Source organism: Providencia rettgeri (assembly GCF_013702265.1).
GTDB lineage: Bacteria > Pseudomonadota > Gammaproteobacteria > Enterobacterales > Enterobacteriaceae > Providencia > Providencia zhijiangensis.
Genome location: NZ_CP059348.1, coordinates 1623923 through 1640373, shown reverse-complemented (window position 1 = coordinate 1640373; position 16451 = coordinate 1623923). Strand labels below are relative to the sequence as shown.

The 16451-nt window shown below is 39.6% G+C and carries 11 protein-coding genes and 3 tRNA genes; 9 read left to right on the top strand and 5 right to left on the bottom strand.

Translation table 11 applies throughout. The annotated features are described in order from the left end of the window. Nucleotides 1–105: 105 nt before the first annotated feature. Nucleotides 106–4104, top strand: a complete 3999-nt coding sequence (gene putA, locus H0913_RS07390) for a trifunctional transcriptional regulator/proline dehydrogenase/L-glutamate gamma-semialdehyde dehydrogenase (RefSeq protein ID WP_232368840.1) — start codon at nucleotides 106–108, stop codon at nucleotides 4102–4104. Between the two features lie 380 nt (nucleotides 4105–4484). Here the strand turns inward: putA and fliZ are convergent, their stop codons facing one another. Then, on the bottom strand, nucleotides 4485–4997 hold the full coding sequence (fliZ, locus tag H0913_RS07385) for a flagella biosynthesis regulatory protein FliZ (protein WP_154639126.1): 513 nt from the start codon (nucleotides 4995–4997) through the stop codon (nucleotides 4485–4487). Nucleotides 4998–6021: 1024 nt separating this feature from the next. Here fliZ and H0913_RS07380 point away from each other — a divergent pair. Further along, on the top strand, nucleotides 6022–6333 hold the full coding sequence (locus H0913_RS07380) for a DUF5339 domain-containing protein (protein WP_006657479.1): 312 nt from the start codon (nucleotides 6022–6024) through the stop codon (nucleotides 6331–6333). Between the two features lie 92 nt (nucleotides 6334–6425). Here the strand turns inward: H0913_RS07380 and mgtA are convergent, their stop codons facing one another. The 3 genes from mgtA to cspE form a co-directional block, all read right to left on the bottom strand. Further along, nucleotides 6426–9128, bottom strand: coding sequence for a magnesium-translocating P-type ATPase (gene mgtA / locus H0913_RS07375; protein WP_181478375.1), 2703 nt, complete (start codon nucleotides 9126–9128; stop codon nucleotides 6426–6428). A 146-nt stretch (nucleotides 9129–9274) separates the two neighbouring features. Beyond that, on the bottom strand, nucleotides 9275–9973 hold the full coding sequence (locus H0913_RS07370) for an MgtC family protein (protein WP_036951537.1): 699 nt from the start codon (nucleotides 9971–9973) through the stop codon (nucleotides 9275–9277). Between the two features lie 482 nt (nucleotides 9974–10455). Continuing rightward, nucleotides 10456–10668, bottom strand: coding sequence for a transcription antiterminator/RNA stability regulator CspE (gene cspE / locus H0913_RS07365; RefSeq protein WP_004909801.1), 213 nt, complete (start codon nucleotides 10666–10668; stop codon nucleotides 10456–10458). 480 nt (nucleotides 10669–11148) lie between these two features. Here cspE and H0913_RS07360 point away from each other — a divergent pair, with 480 nt between their 5' ends. From H0913_RS07360 to H0913_RS07330, 7 genes are all read left to right on the top strand, one after another. Beyond that, nucleotides 11149–11652, top strand: a complete 504-nt coding sequence (locus H0913_RS07360) for a YlaC family protein (RefSeq protein WP_154628434.1) — start codon at nucleotides 11149–11151, stop codon at nucleotides 11650–11652. Between the two features lie 136 nt (nucleotides 11653–11788). Beyond that, nucleotides 11789–11864: transfer RNA gene (locus H0913_RS07355), tRNA-Asn, on the top strand. 326 nt (nucleotides 11865–12190) lie between these two features. Further along, a tRNA-Asn gene (locus tag H0913_RS07350) sits at nucleotides 12191–12266 on the top strand. Between the two features lie 306 nt (nucleotides 12267–12572). Next, a tRNA-Asn gene (locus tag H0913_RS07345) sits at nucleotides 12573–12648 on the top strand. 190 nt (nucleotides 12649–12838) lie between these two features. Beyond that, nucleotides 12839–13888, top strand: coding sequence for a dihydroorotase (pyrC, locus tag H0913_RS07340; RefSeq protein WP_154604191.1), 1050 nt, complete (start codon nucleotides 12839–12841; stop codon nucleotides 13886–13888). 218 nt (nucleotides 13889–14106) lie between these two features. Further along, the gene (bssS, locus tag H0913_RS07335) at nucleotides 14107–14361 is read left to right on the top strand and encodes a biofilm formation regulator BssS (protein ID WP_154604192.1); all 255 of its coding nucleotides are present in this window, start codon (nucleotides 14107–14109) and stop codon (nucleotides 14359–14361) included. 240 nt (nucleotides 14362–14601) lie between these two features. Next, complete coding sequence (locus H0913_RS07330; protein ID WP_154604193.1) at nucleotides 14602–15195, top strand: LuxR C-terminal-related transcriptional regulator; 594 nt, start codon at nucleotides 14602–14604, stop codon at nucleotides 15193–15195. A gap of 46 nt (nucleotides 15196–15241) precedes the next feature. Here the strand turns inward: H0913_RS07330 and H0913_RS07325 are convergent, their stop codons facing one another. After that, the gene (locus H0913_RS07325; protein ID WP_154604194.1) at nucleotides 15242–16288 is read right to left on the bottom strand and encodes a rhodanese-related sulfurtransferase; all 1047 of its coding nucleotides are present in this window, start codon (nucleotides 16286–16288) and stop codon (nucleotides 15242–15244) included. Nucleotides 16289–16451 lie beyond the last annotated feature (163 nt).

The window sequence follows — 16451 nt, the reverse complement described above, 5'->3', positions numbered from 1 at the left end:
CATTTTCTTCACATGACACATTAACAATGTTGCACAAAGTTGCAACATCATCATAATGGTGTGTAACTTTTGGTATTTAACACCTGTGAAAAGGAAGGAATTAAGATGAGTAGCACAACAACTATGGGTGTGAGACTTGATGAAGAAACTCGTGACCGCATTAAAGCCGCCGCTCAACGTCTTGATCGCACATCCCATTGGCTTATTAAACAAGCTATATATAATTATTTAGAGCAACTCGATAACAACCAAATTATACCTGAATTATCAACGGTTTTGGATACAAAAGATCAGCATTCTGGTGATGAAATTTCGTCTCCTGAGACCCTTTATCAGCCATTCCTTGAGTTCGCTGAGCATATTTTGCCCCAATCGGTGAAACGCTCTGCAATTACATCGGCGTACCGCATTCCTGAAACTCAAGCTGTACCAATGCTTTTACAACAAGCAGAGCTGCCTCCTGAGCAAGCTGATGCGGCTCATAAATTGGCTTACTCCATTGCGGAAAAATTACGTAATCAAAAAAATGGGGTTGGTCGCTCTGGCTTAGTCCAAGGGTTATTACAAGAATTTTCCCTGTCTTCTCAAGAAGGCGTGGCATTAATGTGCCTTGCCGAAGCACTATTACGTATCCCCGATAAAGCCACTCGCGATGCACTGATCCGAGACAAAATCAGTACAGGTAACTGGCAATCTCATGTTGGTCAAAGCAGCTCAATGTTTGTGAACGCGGCAACATGGGGGCTTTTATTTACGGGTAAATTAGTCTCTACCCACAATGAAGCAAAACTATCCTCCTCGCTAAATCGCATTATCAGCAAAAGTGGTGAGCCGCTGGTACGCAAAGGCGTGGATATGGCAATGCGTTTGATGGGTGAACAATTTGTCACCGGCGAAACCATCGCCCAAGCCCTTGCCAACGCCCGTAAATTAGAAGATAAAGGTTTCCGCTACTCCTACGATATGCTGGGTGAAGCCGCATTAACCGAGAAAGATGCCCAAGATTATATGGTCTCTTACCAACAAGCGATCCACGCAATTGGTAAAGCCTCGAATGGACGCGGGATCTATGAAGGGCCGGGTATTTCCATAAAATTATCCGCCCTGCATCCGCGCTATAGTCGCGCGCAATACGAGCGCGTGATGGAAGAACTGTATCCGCGCTTACTCTCTTTAGTCTTGCAAGCTCACCAATACGATGTTGGCATCAACATTGATGCTGAAGAAGCTGACCGCTTAGAAATTTCGTTAGATTTACTCGAAAAATTGTGTTTTGAACCGAAATTGGCTGGCTGGAACGGTATTGGTTTTGTCATTCAGGCTTACCAAAAACGCTGCCCATTTGTTATTGACTCAATTATCAATTTAGCCGAACGCAGCCAACGCCGCCTGATGATCCGTCTTGTAAAAGGCGCTTATTGGGATAGCGAAATTAAACGTGCGCAAATTGACGGCCTAGAAGGTTATCCAGTTTATACCCGCAAAGTGTATACCGACGTTTCTTATATTGCTTGCGCGCGTAAATTACTGTCCGTACCTAACTTAATTTACCCACAATTTGCGACGCATAACGCACATACATTATCGGCTATCTACCAAATTGCAGGTAAAAACTACTACCCTGGTCAATATGAATTCCAATGCCTACATGGCATGGGTGAACCATTATATGAACAAGTCGTTGGTAAAGTGGCAGACGGTAAACTCAACCGACCATGTCGCATTTATGCCCCAGTCGGTACCCACGAAACATTATTAGCTTACTTAGTTCGCCGCCTCTTAGAGAACGGGGCAAACACTTCGTTTGTTAACCGAATTGCGGATGCCACGATCCCATTAGATGAGTTGGTTGCTGATCCGGTTAAAGACGTTCGTGAGCTATCTAAAACTGAAGGGCAAATTGGCTTACCACACCCTAAAATTCCATTACCGCGTGACCTGTATGGAACTCGCCGTGTTAACTCAATGGGCTTAGATTTATCTAACGAACACCGCTTAGCATCACTCTCGAGCGCATTACTCAATGCCGCGGCGCAAGAGAAAATCGCAGAGCCACTATTGGGTGGCGAATTTGTGGCACAACAAGCGCTACCTGAAGCCGTCGCAATTATCAACCCAGCCTGCCATCGCGATATCGTGGGTAAAGTGCGTGAAGCCAGCGAACAAGAAGCTGAACATGCGCTGAATATCGCCACTGATGCAGGTGCGATTTGGTTTGCAACACCACCATCTGAACGTGCAGCTATCCTGTTACGTGCTGCCGATATTATGGAGCAACAGTTGCAGACATTATTGGATGTGCTGGTGCGTGAAGCTGGGAAAACTTACGCCAATGCGATTGCTGAAGTGCGTGAAGCGGTTGATTTTTTAAACTATTACGCTACTCAAGTCCGTGAAGATTTTGATAATAACACCCACCGCCCTCTTGGCCCTGTTGTTTGTATCAGCCCATGGAACTTCCCATTAGCCATTTTCTCTGGACAAATCGCAGCGGCATTAGCCGCAGGTAACACTGTGCTAGCTAAACCTGCGGAACAAACACCATTAATTGGTGCTATCGCGGTATCCATTATGCACCAAGCGGGCATTCCGCGTGATGTTCTGCAATTTTTACCGGGTAAAGGTGAAACTATCGGAGCAAAATTGGTCGGCGATCAGCGCGTTCGTGGCGTGATGTTCACTGGTTCAACCGAAGTAGCGGGCTTATTGCAGCGTAATATTGCGGGTCGCTTAGATGCTCAAGGTCGCCCGACTCCACTGATTGCAGAAACTGGTGGATTAAATGCGATGATTGTTGATTCTTCAGCACTCACTGAGCAAGTTGTCACCGATGTCGTCGCCTCTGCATTCGACAGTGCTGGTCAACGCTGCTCCGCATTGCGTATTCTTTGTGTTCAAGAAGATGTCGCTGACCGAACAATTCGCATGTTGAAAGGTGCAATGGAAGAGTGCCGGATGGGGAATCCTGAACACATCTCCACCGATATTGGTCCTGTCATTGATAGTGAAGCCAAAGAGAATATTGACCAACATATTCAACAAATGCGCGGTAAAGGCAAAACCGTTTTCCAAGCCGTCTTTGCGGACAGCCAAGATCAGCAAGAACAAGCCGAAGGAACCTACGTTAAGCCAACTCTGATTGAGTTAGATAGTATTGGTGAGTTGAAAAAAGAAATTTTCGGACCAGTTCTGCATGTTGTTCGCTTCAAGCGTGATGAGTTAGAGCAATTAGTTGACCAAATCAATGCCGCTGGTTATGGGTTAACATTAGGTGTTCATACCCGCATTGATGAAACCATCAACCAAGTGGTCGCTAAAGCGAAAGTGGGCAACTTATATGTTAACCGCAATATGGTCGGTGCTGTTGTCGGTGTACAACCATTTGGTGGTGAAGGACTTTCAGGTACAGGACCTAAAGCCGGTGGGCCGCTTTATCTCTACCGTTTATTAAGCGAGCGTCCTGAGAATGCAGTTTGCCAAACACTGGAGCAGCAAGATAGCCATTTACCAATGGATGCAAGTGCTCGCGCTGAGTTACTCGCACCATTTGAAGCTTTCTCTGCATGGGTACAAAAACAGAAAACGGATGTTGAACAATCTGTAATTGAACAATCTACGGTTGAACAATTTGCTCGTTTAACGCAAGCCGGTACAACACGTTTATTACCAGGGCCAACGGGTGAAAAGAACACCTACACCTTGCGTCCACGCGGCACTATTTTATGCCTTAGCGATAATGAACGTGATTGTTTGACTCAGTTATCTGCCGTACTCGCAAGTGGTTGTCAAACACTGTGGGAAAATAGCGAACTGCATCAGAAGCTATTTAAATCACTGCCAGAAAAAGTCCGCAAAACTATATCATTCACCAAAGATTGGCAAAATACAGTGGAGCCAATTGAAGGTGTGATTTATCACGGAGATTGCGATCAACTAAAACACGTTTGTGAAGCTGTTGCCAAACGCAAAGGGCCGATTATTTCAGTCCAAGGCTTTGAGCGTGGTGAAACTAACTTGCTCATTGAACGCTTAGTGCATGAACGTTCTTTAAGTGTGAATACTGCCGCAGCGGGTGGTAATGCAAGCTTAATGACTATCGGATAATATGCAAAAGCCTGAGTTTTTCAGCCCAGTATAATATAGGTTGATTAACTCAGGCTCTCCCCTCACTATAAACTCTTGAACTACATTCATAATATTCTATTCCTTTTTCATTAAGTCCAAATATTCACTGCCTTTTTTGTTTTTTGTCATCCTTATTTATCTGTAAATTTAATTAAATAGTTCCCATTAATTTTTATTATTATATATTAAGCATTAGCTATAACAGCTGATGAAATTTAATTCTAAATCTGTTCAATTTATATCATTTATACTGACTATTATTCAAAAATAAAAAAAGGTGCCCTATTGGACACCTATTTGCCTATTTTAGTATTAAAAATAATCGTATAACTAACTATTTTTATTAACTTAAAATATTATTAGTTTTTTTCTGACTGCCAGCTTAAATACTGCTCATATTTACGTAGTGCAATATTGTAGTTGCTAAATGCTGAATCAGTCATTCTATCACTCAACTGTTCTTGAACTTTACTTGCGGTAAAGTCTTTCATTGAAAAGTTAGAGGATGACAGTAGTTCATCTAAGCGGCGCAGACGAACAACGTACTCGCGGACGGTGCTATGACTCATTTCTGTCTGTAAGAACAAATACTGTTTAAAAGACATAATATCGAAATAGTCTGTATTGCTATTACAGAAAATTTCACTACAAAAACGACAAAGTGCTGTAAATTGCCCTTGAAGTTCGCCCCAAGCCGCTTCATCAACCAAATCGGTCATGTCAGCGATAGCTTCTTTATTCAAGATACCATCGTTGAAAACGAGGGAGATACGATCAAGAGTTTTATTACAGTGTGCACAATGAGTTTGGCTGTGTTTAAAATCTTTAATATAACGACTTAACGGCCGTTTCTTTACAATAGAAGCAGACATAATGGTAAAGCCCTGTGTGTAATTATAAAAATAAAAAGTAACAAGATAAATCCGGTTACATACATACCATGCCCATAGCATTAATGATTGTCTGCTATGTTGCATATCGAGATAAGCGTAATTGCCTTATCTCATTTTCTTACTTTCCCTTTGTAAGGTGGATCCTTCTGGGAATGTAATGTAAGAAAATTTATTTCCCTTTGTCCGAAGCATTCTAACCTGTCTAAAACACTTTGGCGAATTTCTTATGAGAGTAATTTTGCACGTAAATTTGACCTAGCGTCAACCTAACGAACCTAATCGTTGTTAACCTAAATAGCAAAGTTTTATCACTTAAAAAACCAAGATTCGAAAGGGAGACACCCTTGGAGGCAGAGACTTTACCTGATAACCCCCTAATGGTTCAAAGGAAATTTAATTTAAAAATCAATATTATATAGTGAAAAGCATTTTATTAATAAATTTGTGATACAGCTCACCTTTCACTTCTATAATCGCATTTTAAATGTACAGCCATTAATTCTATAAATATTCGATAATCTAGTTTTATACGTATAATGTAAATTATTTTTTACACCAATTCTCAATTTTAATTATTTTTACTGCATATGAAAAAAAGTTATTAACATCATTAGAAAAGTTATAAGGAGTTTAATTTTCTCTTATTACAGACAATCTTTAGTTACTTTTACTTAACGTATTTTTTACAAAACAGTTTGCCACTCACTTGATACTTTATGCTGTTATTCTTATTTCATGAATATGTGAACTCAGTGTCAATTACGTATTTATACTAATAAATAATAATCTATCTTTATTTTCCATTCGTCATAATAGGCTAACAAAAAATATGATAGATAATTATCACTACAAAAGTCATTTATAAAGCATAAATTTTCATAGTAGAGATTAATCATTTGAATTGATTATCAATTCCCTTTTTAGGATTTGTTACATTGATAAAAGAAGATCCTCTTATATACTTAATTTGCTTTATATATAAATAATTTTAATAAGGTTGATTATGAAAAAGATGATTTTAGCTTGTGGACTGGGTTTATTGGCATTAACAATCACTGCGTGCTCAGAAGAAGAGAAAAAAGGTCAAGTTGCTGGTGCAACTGAAACCTGTAACGCTTACTTTGCTGAAGTTGATAGCTTAATTGCTAAAGCTTCTGAGAACCCACAAGCCAAAGCTCAATTAGATGCGATGAAAGGTCAGTTAGAAGAAGGTAAAAAACAAGTTGCTGCTTTACCTAAAGACCAACAAGATCAAGCTTGCCAGCAAGGCATTGATGCGATGAAACAAATGAAAACAGCTTTAGGTCTGCAATAAGCCTTCCTATTCTGTAAAAAAAGAGCCTATATGGCTCTTTTTTATTTAACTTAAAGCGATAGATTCCGCTCAAGTCACGTAACCCAATCAGGTTATAACCACGTTCCAAAGCGTTTAATATAGATGTGCTTCATACCTTGTGCGACAAAGCAATAACTCACTAATGTCAGTACTAACCAAGGGAAATATTCCATTGGCAAAGGCTGCAAGCCAATCATCGAACCAAATGATGAGAACGGAATATAAAGCCCAAGAGCCATAATGATCCCTGTTGTCAGTAACACGGGTAACGCAGCCGTACTTTGAATGAATGGGATTTTTTGTGTCCGTAACATATGAACAACCAAGGTTTGCGACAGTAATCCCTCAACAAACCAACCGGATTGGAATAGCGCTTCATGGGCGATACTATTAGCTTGGAACACATACCACATTAAGGCGAATGTCGTGATGTCAAAAATGGACGATGTTGGACCAATCCAAATCATAAAGCGCCCAATATTTTTCGCATCCCATTTACGTGGACGTTTTAAAAACTCTTTGTCCATTTTGTCCCACGGTAATGCGAGTTGGGACATATCGTACAGCAGGTTTTGAACGAGTAAATGAATAGCTAACATCGGTAAGAACGGAATAAATGCACTCGCAATCAGAACGGAAAACACATTTCCAAAGTTAGAGCTTGCGGTCATATTTAAATACTTAATAATATTCCCAAACGTTTCTCTTCCTTTGATAACGCCTTGTTCTAATACCATTAAATCTTTTTCTAGCAGAATAATATCCGCAGATTCTTTCGCAATATCGGTGCCTGTATCCACGGATATACCGACATCAGCATCCCGTAAAGCCGGCGCATCATTGATCCCATCCCCCAGAAAACCAACCGTATGCCCATTTGCTTGTAGTAATTTTAGGATCCGAGATTTTTGCAGTGGGGTTAATTTGCAGAAAACGGAAACTTGTTCAACTTTTGTTTTCAGCTCCTCATCATTCATCGCCTCGACTTCAAGACCCGTCATAATCTCATCAATATTCAAACCTACATCATGGCAAATTTTTTCAGTGATCACGGCATTATCGCCAGTAAGCACTTTGACCATCACACCATTTTCTCTTAGTGCAGCAATAGCCGAAATTGCACTCTCTTTTGCAGGGTCTAAAAATGTAAGAATACCTTGTAACTCAAGCTGTTGCTCTGCTTGAGCTGATAACGGTAACAAAGCTTCTGCATCATTTAATGAACACGTTGCCAGCAGTAATACCCGGAAACCCTGTTTATTATAGTCACTGACTAGCTCAGCAATCCTAGCTTTAGCTTGATCATCTAATAAGGTGGTATGTCCATCATGCTGATAACTATGACAAACAGCCAACATCTCTTCCGCTGCCCCTTTACAGATCAATAAAGCATCACCTTCAGGGGTTTTTACTGTGACCGATAATTTTCGGCGAATAAAATCAAACGGTAGTTCATCAATTTTTTGATAAGCCTTCAACTGCTCGACCTTATCATTGCCACGGCCACGTCGAATAATTGCCTGATCCATCATGTTTTTGGCACCACTTTGATGGAAACTATTCAACCACGCCAATTGCAAAATTCGACTATCTTTTTGCCCATTACTGTCGAGATAATGCTCTAAAATGATGCGATCTTGCGTTAGCGTTCCTGTTTTATCCGTACAGAGTACATCCATCGCACCAAAGTTCTGAATCGCATTGAGCCGTTTAACGATAACCTTATGCTTAGACATGGCTATCGCCCCTTTTGCAAGGTTCGAGCTCACAATCATCGGTAACATTTCAGGGGTTAACCCTACAGCAACTGCCAGTGAAAATAGTGTTGCCTCAAACCAATCGCCTTTAGTGAATCCATTGATTAATAAGACAATCGGCACCATTACCAGCATAAAGCGGATCAGTAACCAACTCACACTATTCACACCGCGATCAAAAGCAGTTTGAGCTCGAGTTCCAACAATCGATTTGGCCAGCGAACCTAGGTACGTTTTGCTCCCCGTTGCAACCACAATGCCTCTCGCCGTCCCACTTGTCACATTGGTGCCCATCAAACAGATATTTGAAATTTCAAGTAATTCATTTTCTGTCGGTGATGCGGGCTCCAAGCTTTTTGCGGACACATTTGCGAGAGTGTCATATTTTTCAACTGGGATAGATTCCCCCGTTAAAATGGCTTGGCTGATAAATAGATCTCGAGATTCCACTAGTTTTAAATCCGCGGGAACCATATCCCCTGCCGATAATAAAACGATATCCCCTGGTACTAAGCATTTGATCGGTACTTCCTTACGAATAGAACGTCCGGTTCTATCATCGCGGCGGAATACAGTAGCCGTGGTTCTAACCAAGGATTTCAAGGCTTCTGCCGCTTTATTGGTTCGATATTCTTGCCAAAAACGTAGCAATCCGCTTAATACAACCATCGTGACAATGATGATAACGCCCGTTAAATCAGTCTCTTCACCTTGACGCTCAGGGATCACGTAGTCAGTAAAGAAACTCACAATCGCGAGGATCATCAAAACAAAAATAAATGGATTTTTAAAAGAAGTGAGTAATTGCTTCCAAGCAGGAGGCGCTTTTTCATGAGCAACTTCATTTTCACCTTCTACCACTAGGCGGTCGAGAGCTTCATTCTCAGATAAGCCCAAAAGGTTAGTTTGATATTCATTGAGAACCTGCTCAATGTTTTTGCTCGCTTGTTCGCCAACAATGAATTTTTGGCGTGCAGGGGCTTTTGCGCCTTTGCGCTGATGCCTTATTTCAGTCATAACGTTATCTCTATAGAGTACAGTTGTACTTTTTAAACGCTATCTGACTGAAAATATTGTATTTTAGCCAGATAGCTCCTGTTTATATCTCCAAGACGGGGGGTGCTCGTCCATTTCGGCTCCTTTAATCAGTTAATTTTTAGCAATCAAGCGGGTAGCTCAGATGCCACTTTCCAATTGATAGCACTGACACTTTGCTCAAGACTAATCCGGCAAACCAATGCTTCTATCTCTTTTTGCTCTACTGGAGTGGCAAGAAACTCTGCACACACCTCCAGCTGTTCTGGTTTCAATGTATCTGCGCTACTCAATGACTGTAAGCGAATATGCAGCCCATTAATGGCTTGTAAAATCAACGTTCTAACAAGGATTTCATCACCTTGGTGACACATCACCCGTATTTTATAGCGTTGTTCAACATCTAATGCCTGCTGTTGCGGCTGGCGATTAATTTTTGCTGCAGCTTCTCGCAATAGAATGTTTGCACATAAAATCAATAATGTAGCTATTGTGGCTAGTGAGTATTGCCCTAACCCGCATAACACACCAATTCCTGCTGAACACCATAGTGTTGCGGCAGTATTCAGCCCTCGAATATTCATGCCTTCACGCATGATCACTCCAGCACCTAAGAAGCCAATCCCTGACACAATTTGTGCAGCAATTCTCCCAGGGCTATCTGGTGAAGTCGTCACTGAACTCAAAATAAATACAGCTGCTCCCGTTGCAACCAATGCATTCGTACGCAATCCAGCCATTCTTTGACGCCATTGACGCTCTGCGCCAATTAATGCACCAAGGCACATTGCAGATAAAAGATTTAATATATCCGGTGTGAAAAACATAATGATCCCTCCATCAAATAATGGATAACAATTAATGAGCAGAATAAAAGCCCATGCCAAATTGCTGAATAAATAAATATTCAGTAATTAATGGCTATTGCCCGGAGGGAATAGAGAATAAATATAAACTTGCATGATACACACTCACTGCAACAGTGATTATTTCATTCAAAAAATGAAAATTTCTTATATAAATCAGGGAGTATGAGTGATGGAAACATCAGACACCGCCCGCCGTAGTGGCAAGCAGTTAATAGAAGAGATTATTAATTACTTGCCAATTAAATTAAGTTTTTATTACAACTCTGACTGTCCAAGTAATTTATCTCCAATAGGTTAATGTGAGCTGAGTATAGATGCGGCTAATTATTAAGTAAAGATTTAAATGTTAATTATTTTTACACTATATTTTTTAATTTTCAGAAATGAAAAAGCCCGTCCTTAAAAAGGACGGGCTTTAGAAAATCAGTTAAGCAATTAGCTTAGATAGCAGTTACGTTAGCAGCTGCTGGGCCTTTTGCACCGTTTTCAATGGTGAATTCAACTTGCTGGCCTTCTGCCAGAGTTTTGAAACCATTGCCCTGAATGGCAGAGAAGTGGACGAAAACGTCTTTGCTACCATCAGCTGGAGTGATGAAACCGAAGCCTTTAGACTCGTTGAACCACTTAACTTGACCTTTCATTTTGTCGGACATTTGACTTTTCCTATATAACATCAAAAAAACTTGCCTTTTGGCATATATGGGCCAGAGTCAGCTATTTAATCAGGGAAACACCAAGATGAAGCGTCACGGTAAAAGGCTATCTGTGATAACTTTTTTCTTTAGAACACACTAACTCAGTAATCATACATCAAATAGGACTGCTAAACAGGCCGATGCACATTAACTCATGACTTTGAGATAATAGCAACTATTTTATACATTCAATCCCGAAAATATTGATGTTTTTTCGATTTCGTCACTTTTAGGCGGGATTATGTTAACAAAAAAGCTGCATTTTATTGATATTTTAAAGATTTTTTTTAAATAAAACCCTCTTCAAGCCTCAAAAGTCGACAGGATTAATCCCAGATGATGACAATCCAGTTAAATATTTTTTTTAACTGATATATAACAATTCATTCCCTCCGTGATACCCTCCTAGTATAGATATCTGACAGAGAGTCACTTACCATGGATATTATCAAACAAATACTTATAGATGATTTAGATGCCATTAATCAGCGTGAACAACGTGATGGCAAACCTTACTTTAATAGCCAATTTCTCGCCAATCATCCTTATTTATGTATTGGCATGATTGCAGCCTATTTACCGCTTGCCGTGATCTTATGGTACGCACCCTACTTTGGCCCTTATTGGACGCTCGGTATAACCCTCTTATTCATTATACTTGCTAGCGTTCTGTTGTTTGACATTAAGCCTGTTTACCATTTTGAAGACATTGGTGTGCTTGATTTGCGCGTTTGCTATAACGGCGAATGGTTTGTCACTGAAGTCGTATCTGAAGATGCTTTAAATAAAGTTCTTGAATCTCAAGAAGTCAGCTCAGCTATCAAGCAAGAAATTTCTCGTTTATTAGCATTAAAGGGTAATATTTCCTTTTACGATATTTACCATATTGCATACCCAGAGGTTTCTTTGCCAACACAAGTTACTTTAGCTGCTCAAAATTAAAACATTATCAATAATATAGCGTAGTTTTTATTCGTAATGAGTAGTGAGTGAGCAATTAGATTTATTTTCTATTTTTATCGTTGACAGGCCGAGGTGATATCGTTAATATTCGCCTCGTTCTCAGGAACAACCCAATTCCTCCATAGTTCAGTCGGTAGAACGGCGGACTGTTAATCCGTATGTCGCTGGTTCAAGTCCAGCTGGAGGAGCCAAATTTAAAAAGCCCGCTAAGATTAATTCTTGCGGGCTTTTTGCTTTCTAGTCCCTTTAACCATTTCATGCACACTCCCCCAATTCCCAGCCACTTTTATTTATTCCTGTCCTATTCATTAATAGAATAATCCCTATTGCTTGCTCGCTATTCACATCTTAGCAGTTCTGCTTAAAACAACGGGTAAATCCCTGAAACCCTATTGATAAGGCATAAATAATCACCAACTTGTTTATTTAACAGCCTATTGAACATTTTTTTTAATTTTATGCTTTACAACTGAGTACGCGGTGGGTAATATGCGCCTCGTTCTCAGGAACAACCAATTCCTCCATAGTTCAGTCGGTAGAACGGCGGACTGTTAATCCGTATGTCGCTGGTTCAAGTCCAGCTGGAGGAGCCAAATTTAATAAGCCCGCTCAGGTTAATCCTAGCGGGCTTATTGCTTTCTAATTCAGCCATTCTTATCTTTCTTACAAATTCCTTATCAAAGATAATTTTTACACATCAAACTTATTCTACTATCTTAATCCCATCTTTTAACTGATTCTTTTTTCGGCTATTTTTAACTTCCATTTTTTTACACTCCATCCGTTAGATCAAAATTTTATCGATTCGCGCAGATAACAGGCAAACGAACTTATTTTATCATTTTCCCCTTTGACATTAGCGATTCAGAACGCTAATATCCTCTGCGTGTTAAGGGAGTTCCTCCATAGTTCAGTCGGTAGAACGGCGGACTGTTAATCCGTATGTCGCTGGTTCGAGTCCAGCTGGAGGAGCCAACTTAATCTTTCCTTTCTCTGATTTATTCTATTCTAATTCCTTTATTTTCCAACATGTTAAAAAAAGCCACAGAAAAATAATTTCTATATTAATTGTCCTTGATCATAGCTATTTAATCGTTTTCGTTTTATCATTCTTTCCCGGCCTGAGCATCTGCTCATCACTTCCCCCCTTATTGGAGCCGGTTTAATGACAACTGTAACTACCCTAACGATCCGCCGCCCTGATGATTGGCATGTTCATTTTCGCGATAATGAAATGTTAAATACAGTCGTGCCGTTCACAAGCCAATTTTTTGGTCGTGCCATTGTCATGCCTAACCTTGTACCCCCTGTTACCACGGTAGAAGCCGCAAGAGCATACCGTGAACGAATTAAACAAGCGGTACCTGCTGGGCACCAATTTACACCACTAATGACCTGCTATTTAACTGACACAACGGATGCTGATGAATTAATTCGTGGTTTCAATGAAGGTGTATTTACGGCCTGTAAATTGTATCCCGCAAATGCCACAACAAACTCTAGCCATGGCGTGTCTGACATTAAAAAAATCTACCCTGTTCTTGCTGCCATGGAACAAGCTGGAATGCCATTACTCATTCATGGGGAAGTGACCGCCAGCCATATCGATATCTTCGACCGTGAAGCGCTGTTTATCGAACAAGTCATGCTGCCATTACGAGCTCAATTCCCTCAGTTAAAAGTGGTTTTCGAACACATCACAACCAAAGAAGCCGCGCAATATGTGTTAGAGGCTAACGAATTTACAGCTGCGACCTTAACACCACAGCATTTGATGTTTAACCGCAACCATATGTTAGTTGGTGGTGTACGACCGCATCTATATTGCCTGCCGATTTTAAAACGTAATGTTCATCAAGAAGCATTACGTGCAGCTGTCGCTTCTGGCTGTGATCGCTTCTTCTTAGGCACTGATACTGCACCGCACGTTCAATCCCGTAAAGAGACATCCTGTGGCTGTGCAGGCGTATTTAACGCACCAACCGCACTAGCTGCCTATGCGACTGTATTCGAAGAATTAGGCGCTTTAGCGCATTTCGAAGCATTTTGTTCACTAAATGGACCTAAATTTTACGAATTACCCGTCAATGATGGCCACATTACACTGACAAAATCTGAGAATATGACCTGCGAATCTATTGCCTGTGGGACAGATAAATTGATCCCATTCTTAGCGGGTGAAGATTGCGGTTGGACTATCAAAGTAGGCCAATAACATTATGATGTGGAAAGGTTTTATCCTTTTCACATCTTCTTTTTTAAAGAATCACCAACTATTTTGTCAATTTTCATCAAAATTCACAGAAAAAATAGTTTTACTACTACCATATTAAAAAAATCTTCTTATACTAGATATAGCTCGTTCTGAGTCACCTGCTCTTAGTCAGTAATAGATATTTACTATTTATCACGATGTTTGATTAGGAGGTCTAAATGAATAGAAAAAGCGATGTAATCCAAACTCACCCTGTTGTTGGCTGGGATATCAGTACTGTCGATGCCTACGATGCGATGATGCTACGTTTACATTACCTCCCTGAACAGAACAATAGCCTGGATAGCGCAATAATTGATAAAACCATGTGGCTGACAACAGATGTAGCCAAACAGCTGATTAATATTCTTCAGGCTGGAATTGATAAGATTGAGTCTGGCGAATATCTTGAATCTGATTTCAAAACTCATTAGCAGGTAAACAGAATGGATATTTGTCTCATAACAAATATCCATTCGTTATCACTCCGCCGCTCTCATTCATATCATTAATAAATGATACTTTGCTGTTTATTATTAAAGATAAAATAAAAACTATAAATTATGAATTAATTGCAAATACAAGCGATAATTTATTATTTTTATTATTACTTTATTGACTTCAATATCAGTTCCAATTTATTGTAATACTCTTTCCGGACAAGGATGTTCCCTATGAGAATATTAGTTATTGATGAGTGTTATTATACCCGCCTTGGTATTACTGAATATTTATCTTCTAATAGAAAATTAAAATTCATTAGCACAGGGTGCATTAATGAAGGTATTAAATATATAAATAAATATTCACCCAGTATTGTTCTAGTTAATTTGACATACTATTGTCATTACTCGAGTTACTGCCCAACCCTGAAAACATTACTAAACAGAACCAGTAGCATTCGATTCTATATTTACATCAATGCTGCATACCCATTAACAGACAAGCCTTTGCTACTAAAAGATAATTTTTTCATTATGTCAAAAAACATCATGACTCAAATATTGGACAAAGTTATTACTGATTCAGATCAAATAGAAAAAATAACAAAGCTCGCTAATAATAATGACTCATCCATTTTTACGATGAAAGAGCAAAATATAATTAATAATTGGATGAATGAAACTCCTAATCATATTATTTCTAGAAAATTAGGCATAAGTAACAGCACGGTTTATTCACAAAAAAGGCATATTACATCAAAAGTCTTTGTTAAAAATAGAATTGAATTATTTTTTATTTATAATGTTTTTAAGTATCTTTATTAAAAGAGAAAGCCCTTTAAAAAAGGGCTTTCTTCATTTTAAAATAATACTATTTTTCGCTATTTAACAGTCCGTCCGCTAAACGATGACGAGATTTATTAAATATTTTATTACTCACTTCACGACCAGCGCGGCGAATACGCTGCTCTTCTTCAGGCAACTTCATCTCTTCAGTACACGCATGACTGCAGCAGCCTTCATATTTTTCAGCGCAGCTTGGGCATTGAATAAACAGTAAATGGCAACCGTCATTTTTGCAGTTAGTGTGAGTGTCACAGACTTCCCCACACTGATGGCAATGCGCTAAGGTGTCATCCGTAATACGCTCACCCATACGGTTATCGAACACAAAGTTTTTGCCTTTGAAACGCAGTGGCAAGCCTTGTTCTTTTGCTTTACGTGCATATTCAATGATCCCGCCTTCCACATGATAAACATTTTGGAAACCGTTATGTAGCATGTAGGCGCTCGCTTTTTCACAGCGGATACCGCCCGTGCAATACATCACCACATTTTTATCTTTCTGGTCTTGCAGCATTTCAACCGCCATTGGCAGTTGGTCTCTAAAGGTGTCTGATGGCACCTCAATCGCATTATCAAAGTGACCTACTTCATATTCATAGTGGTTGCGCATATCGACAAAAATAGTATTTGGGTCATCGATCATCGCATTGACTTGATCTGCTTTCAGATACTGTCCGGTATTGGCAGGATTAAAGGTTTCGTCATCAATACCATCGGCAACAACACGGTCACGTACTTTCATACGTAGTACCCAGAAGGACTTGCCATCATCATCAATAGCAATGTTCAAACGCAGATCATTTAAGGCCGGGTCTGTTGCGTAGATAAGTTCACGCAACGCATCTACATTAGAGGCAGGTACGCTAATTTGTGCGTTGATCCCTTCTTTAGCAATATACACACGACCAAATACACTCAACGCTTTGAATTGTTGGTACCATTCATTGCGAAATGCAGCAGGGTCTTGAATATTGAAGTATTTATAAAAAGAGATTGTGGTACGCGGCTCAGTTTCAGCCAACATACGTTCTTTAAGGATTTTATTCGAAATTTGGTTATGTAACACTGGCATGGTGTTCGCTTTCCTATGTAATGCTTTGATATAAAAAATTTAAATCACCAGCAAAGAATTGCTCGTTAATTGTGGGTTATTATCCCTTTTATTATGTTAATAAAAAACCATTTATTTTTAGTGGATATTACACTTATCACAAACTCTTAATGATAATGTTAAA

Bases quoted from the DNA above. Each gene is read 5' to 3' on its own strand.
- putA (WP_232368840.1), top strand. From the start codon at position 106: ATGAGTAGCACAACAACTATGGGTGTGAGACTTGATGAAGAAACTCGT.
- fliZ (WP_154639126.1), bottom strand. From the start codon at position 4,997: ATGTCTGCTTCTATTGTAAAGAAACGGCCGTTAAGTCGTTATATTAAA.
- H0913_RS07380 (WP_006657479.1), top strand. From the start codon at position 6,022: ATGAAAAAGATGATTTTAGCTTGTGGACTGGGTTTATTGGCATTAACA.
- mgtA (WP_181478375.1), bottom strand. From the start codon at position 9,128: ATGACTGAAATAAGGCATCAGCGCAAAGGCGCAAAAGCCCCTGCACGC.
- H0913_RS07370 (WP_036951537.1), bottom strand. From the start codon at position 9,973: ATGTTTTTCACACCGGATATATTAAATCTTTTATCTGCAATGTGCCTT.
- cspE (WP_004909801.1), bottom strand. From the start codon at position 10,668: ATGTCCGACAAAATGAAAGGTCAAGTTAAGTGGTTCAACGAGTCTAAA.
- H0913_RS07360 (WP_154628434.1), top strand. From the start codon at position 11,149: ATGGATATTATCAAACAAATACTTATAGATGATTTAGATGCCATTAAT.
- pyrC (WP_154604191.1), top strand. From the start codon at position 12,839: ATGACAACTGTAACTACCCTAACGATCCGCCGCCCTGATGATTGGCAT.
- bssS (WP_154604192.1), top strand. From the start codon at position 14,107: ATGAATAGAAAAAGCGATGTAATCCAAACTCACCCTGTTGTTGGCTGG.
- H0913_RS07330 (WP_154604193.1), top strand. From the start codon at position 14,602: ATGAGAATATTAGTTATTGATGAGTGTTATTATACCCGCCTTGGTATT.
- H0913_RS07325 (WP_154604194.1), bottom strand. From the start codon at position 16,288: ATGCCAGTGTTACATAACCAAATTTCGAATAAAATCCTTAAAGAACGT.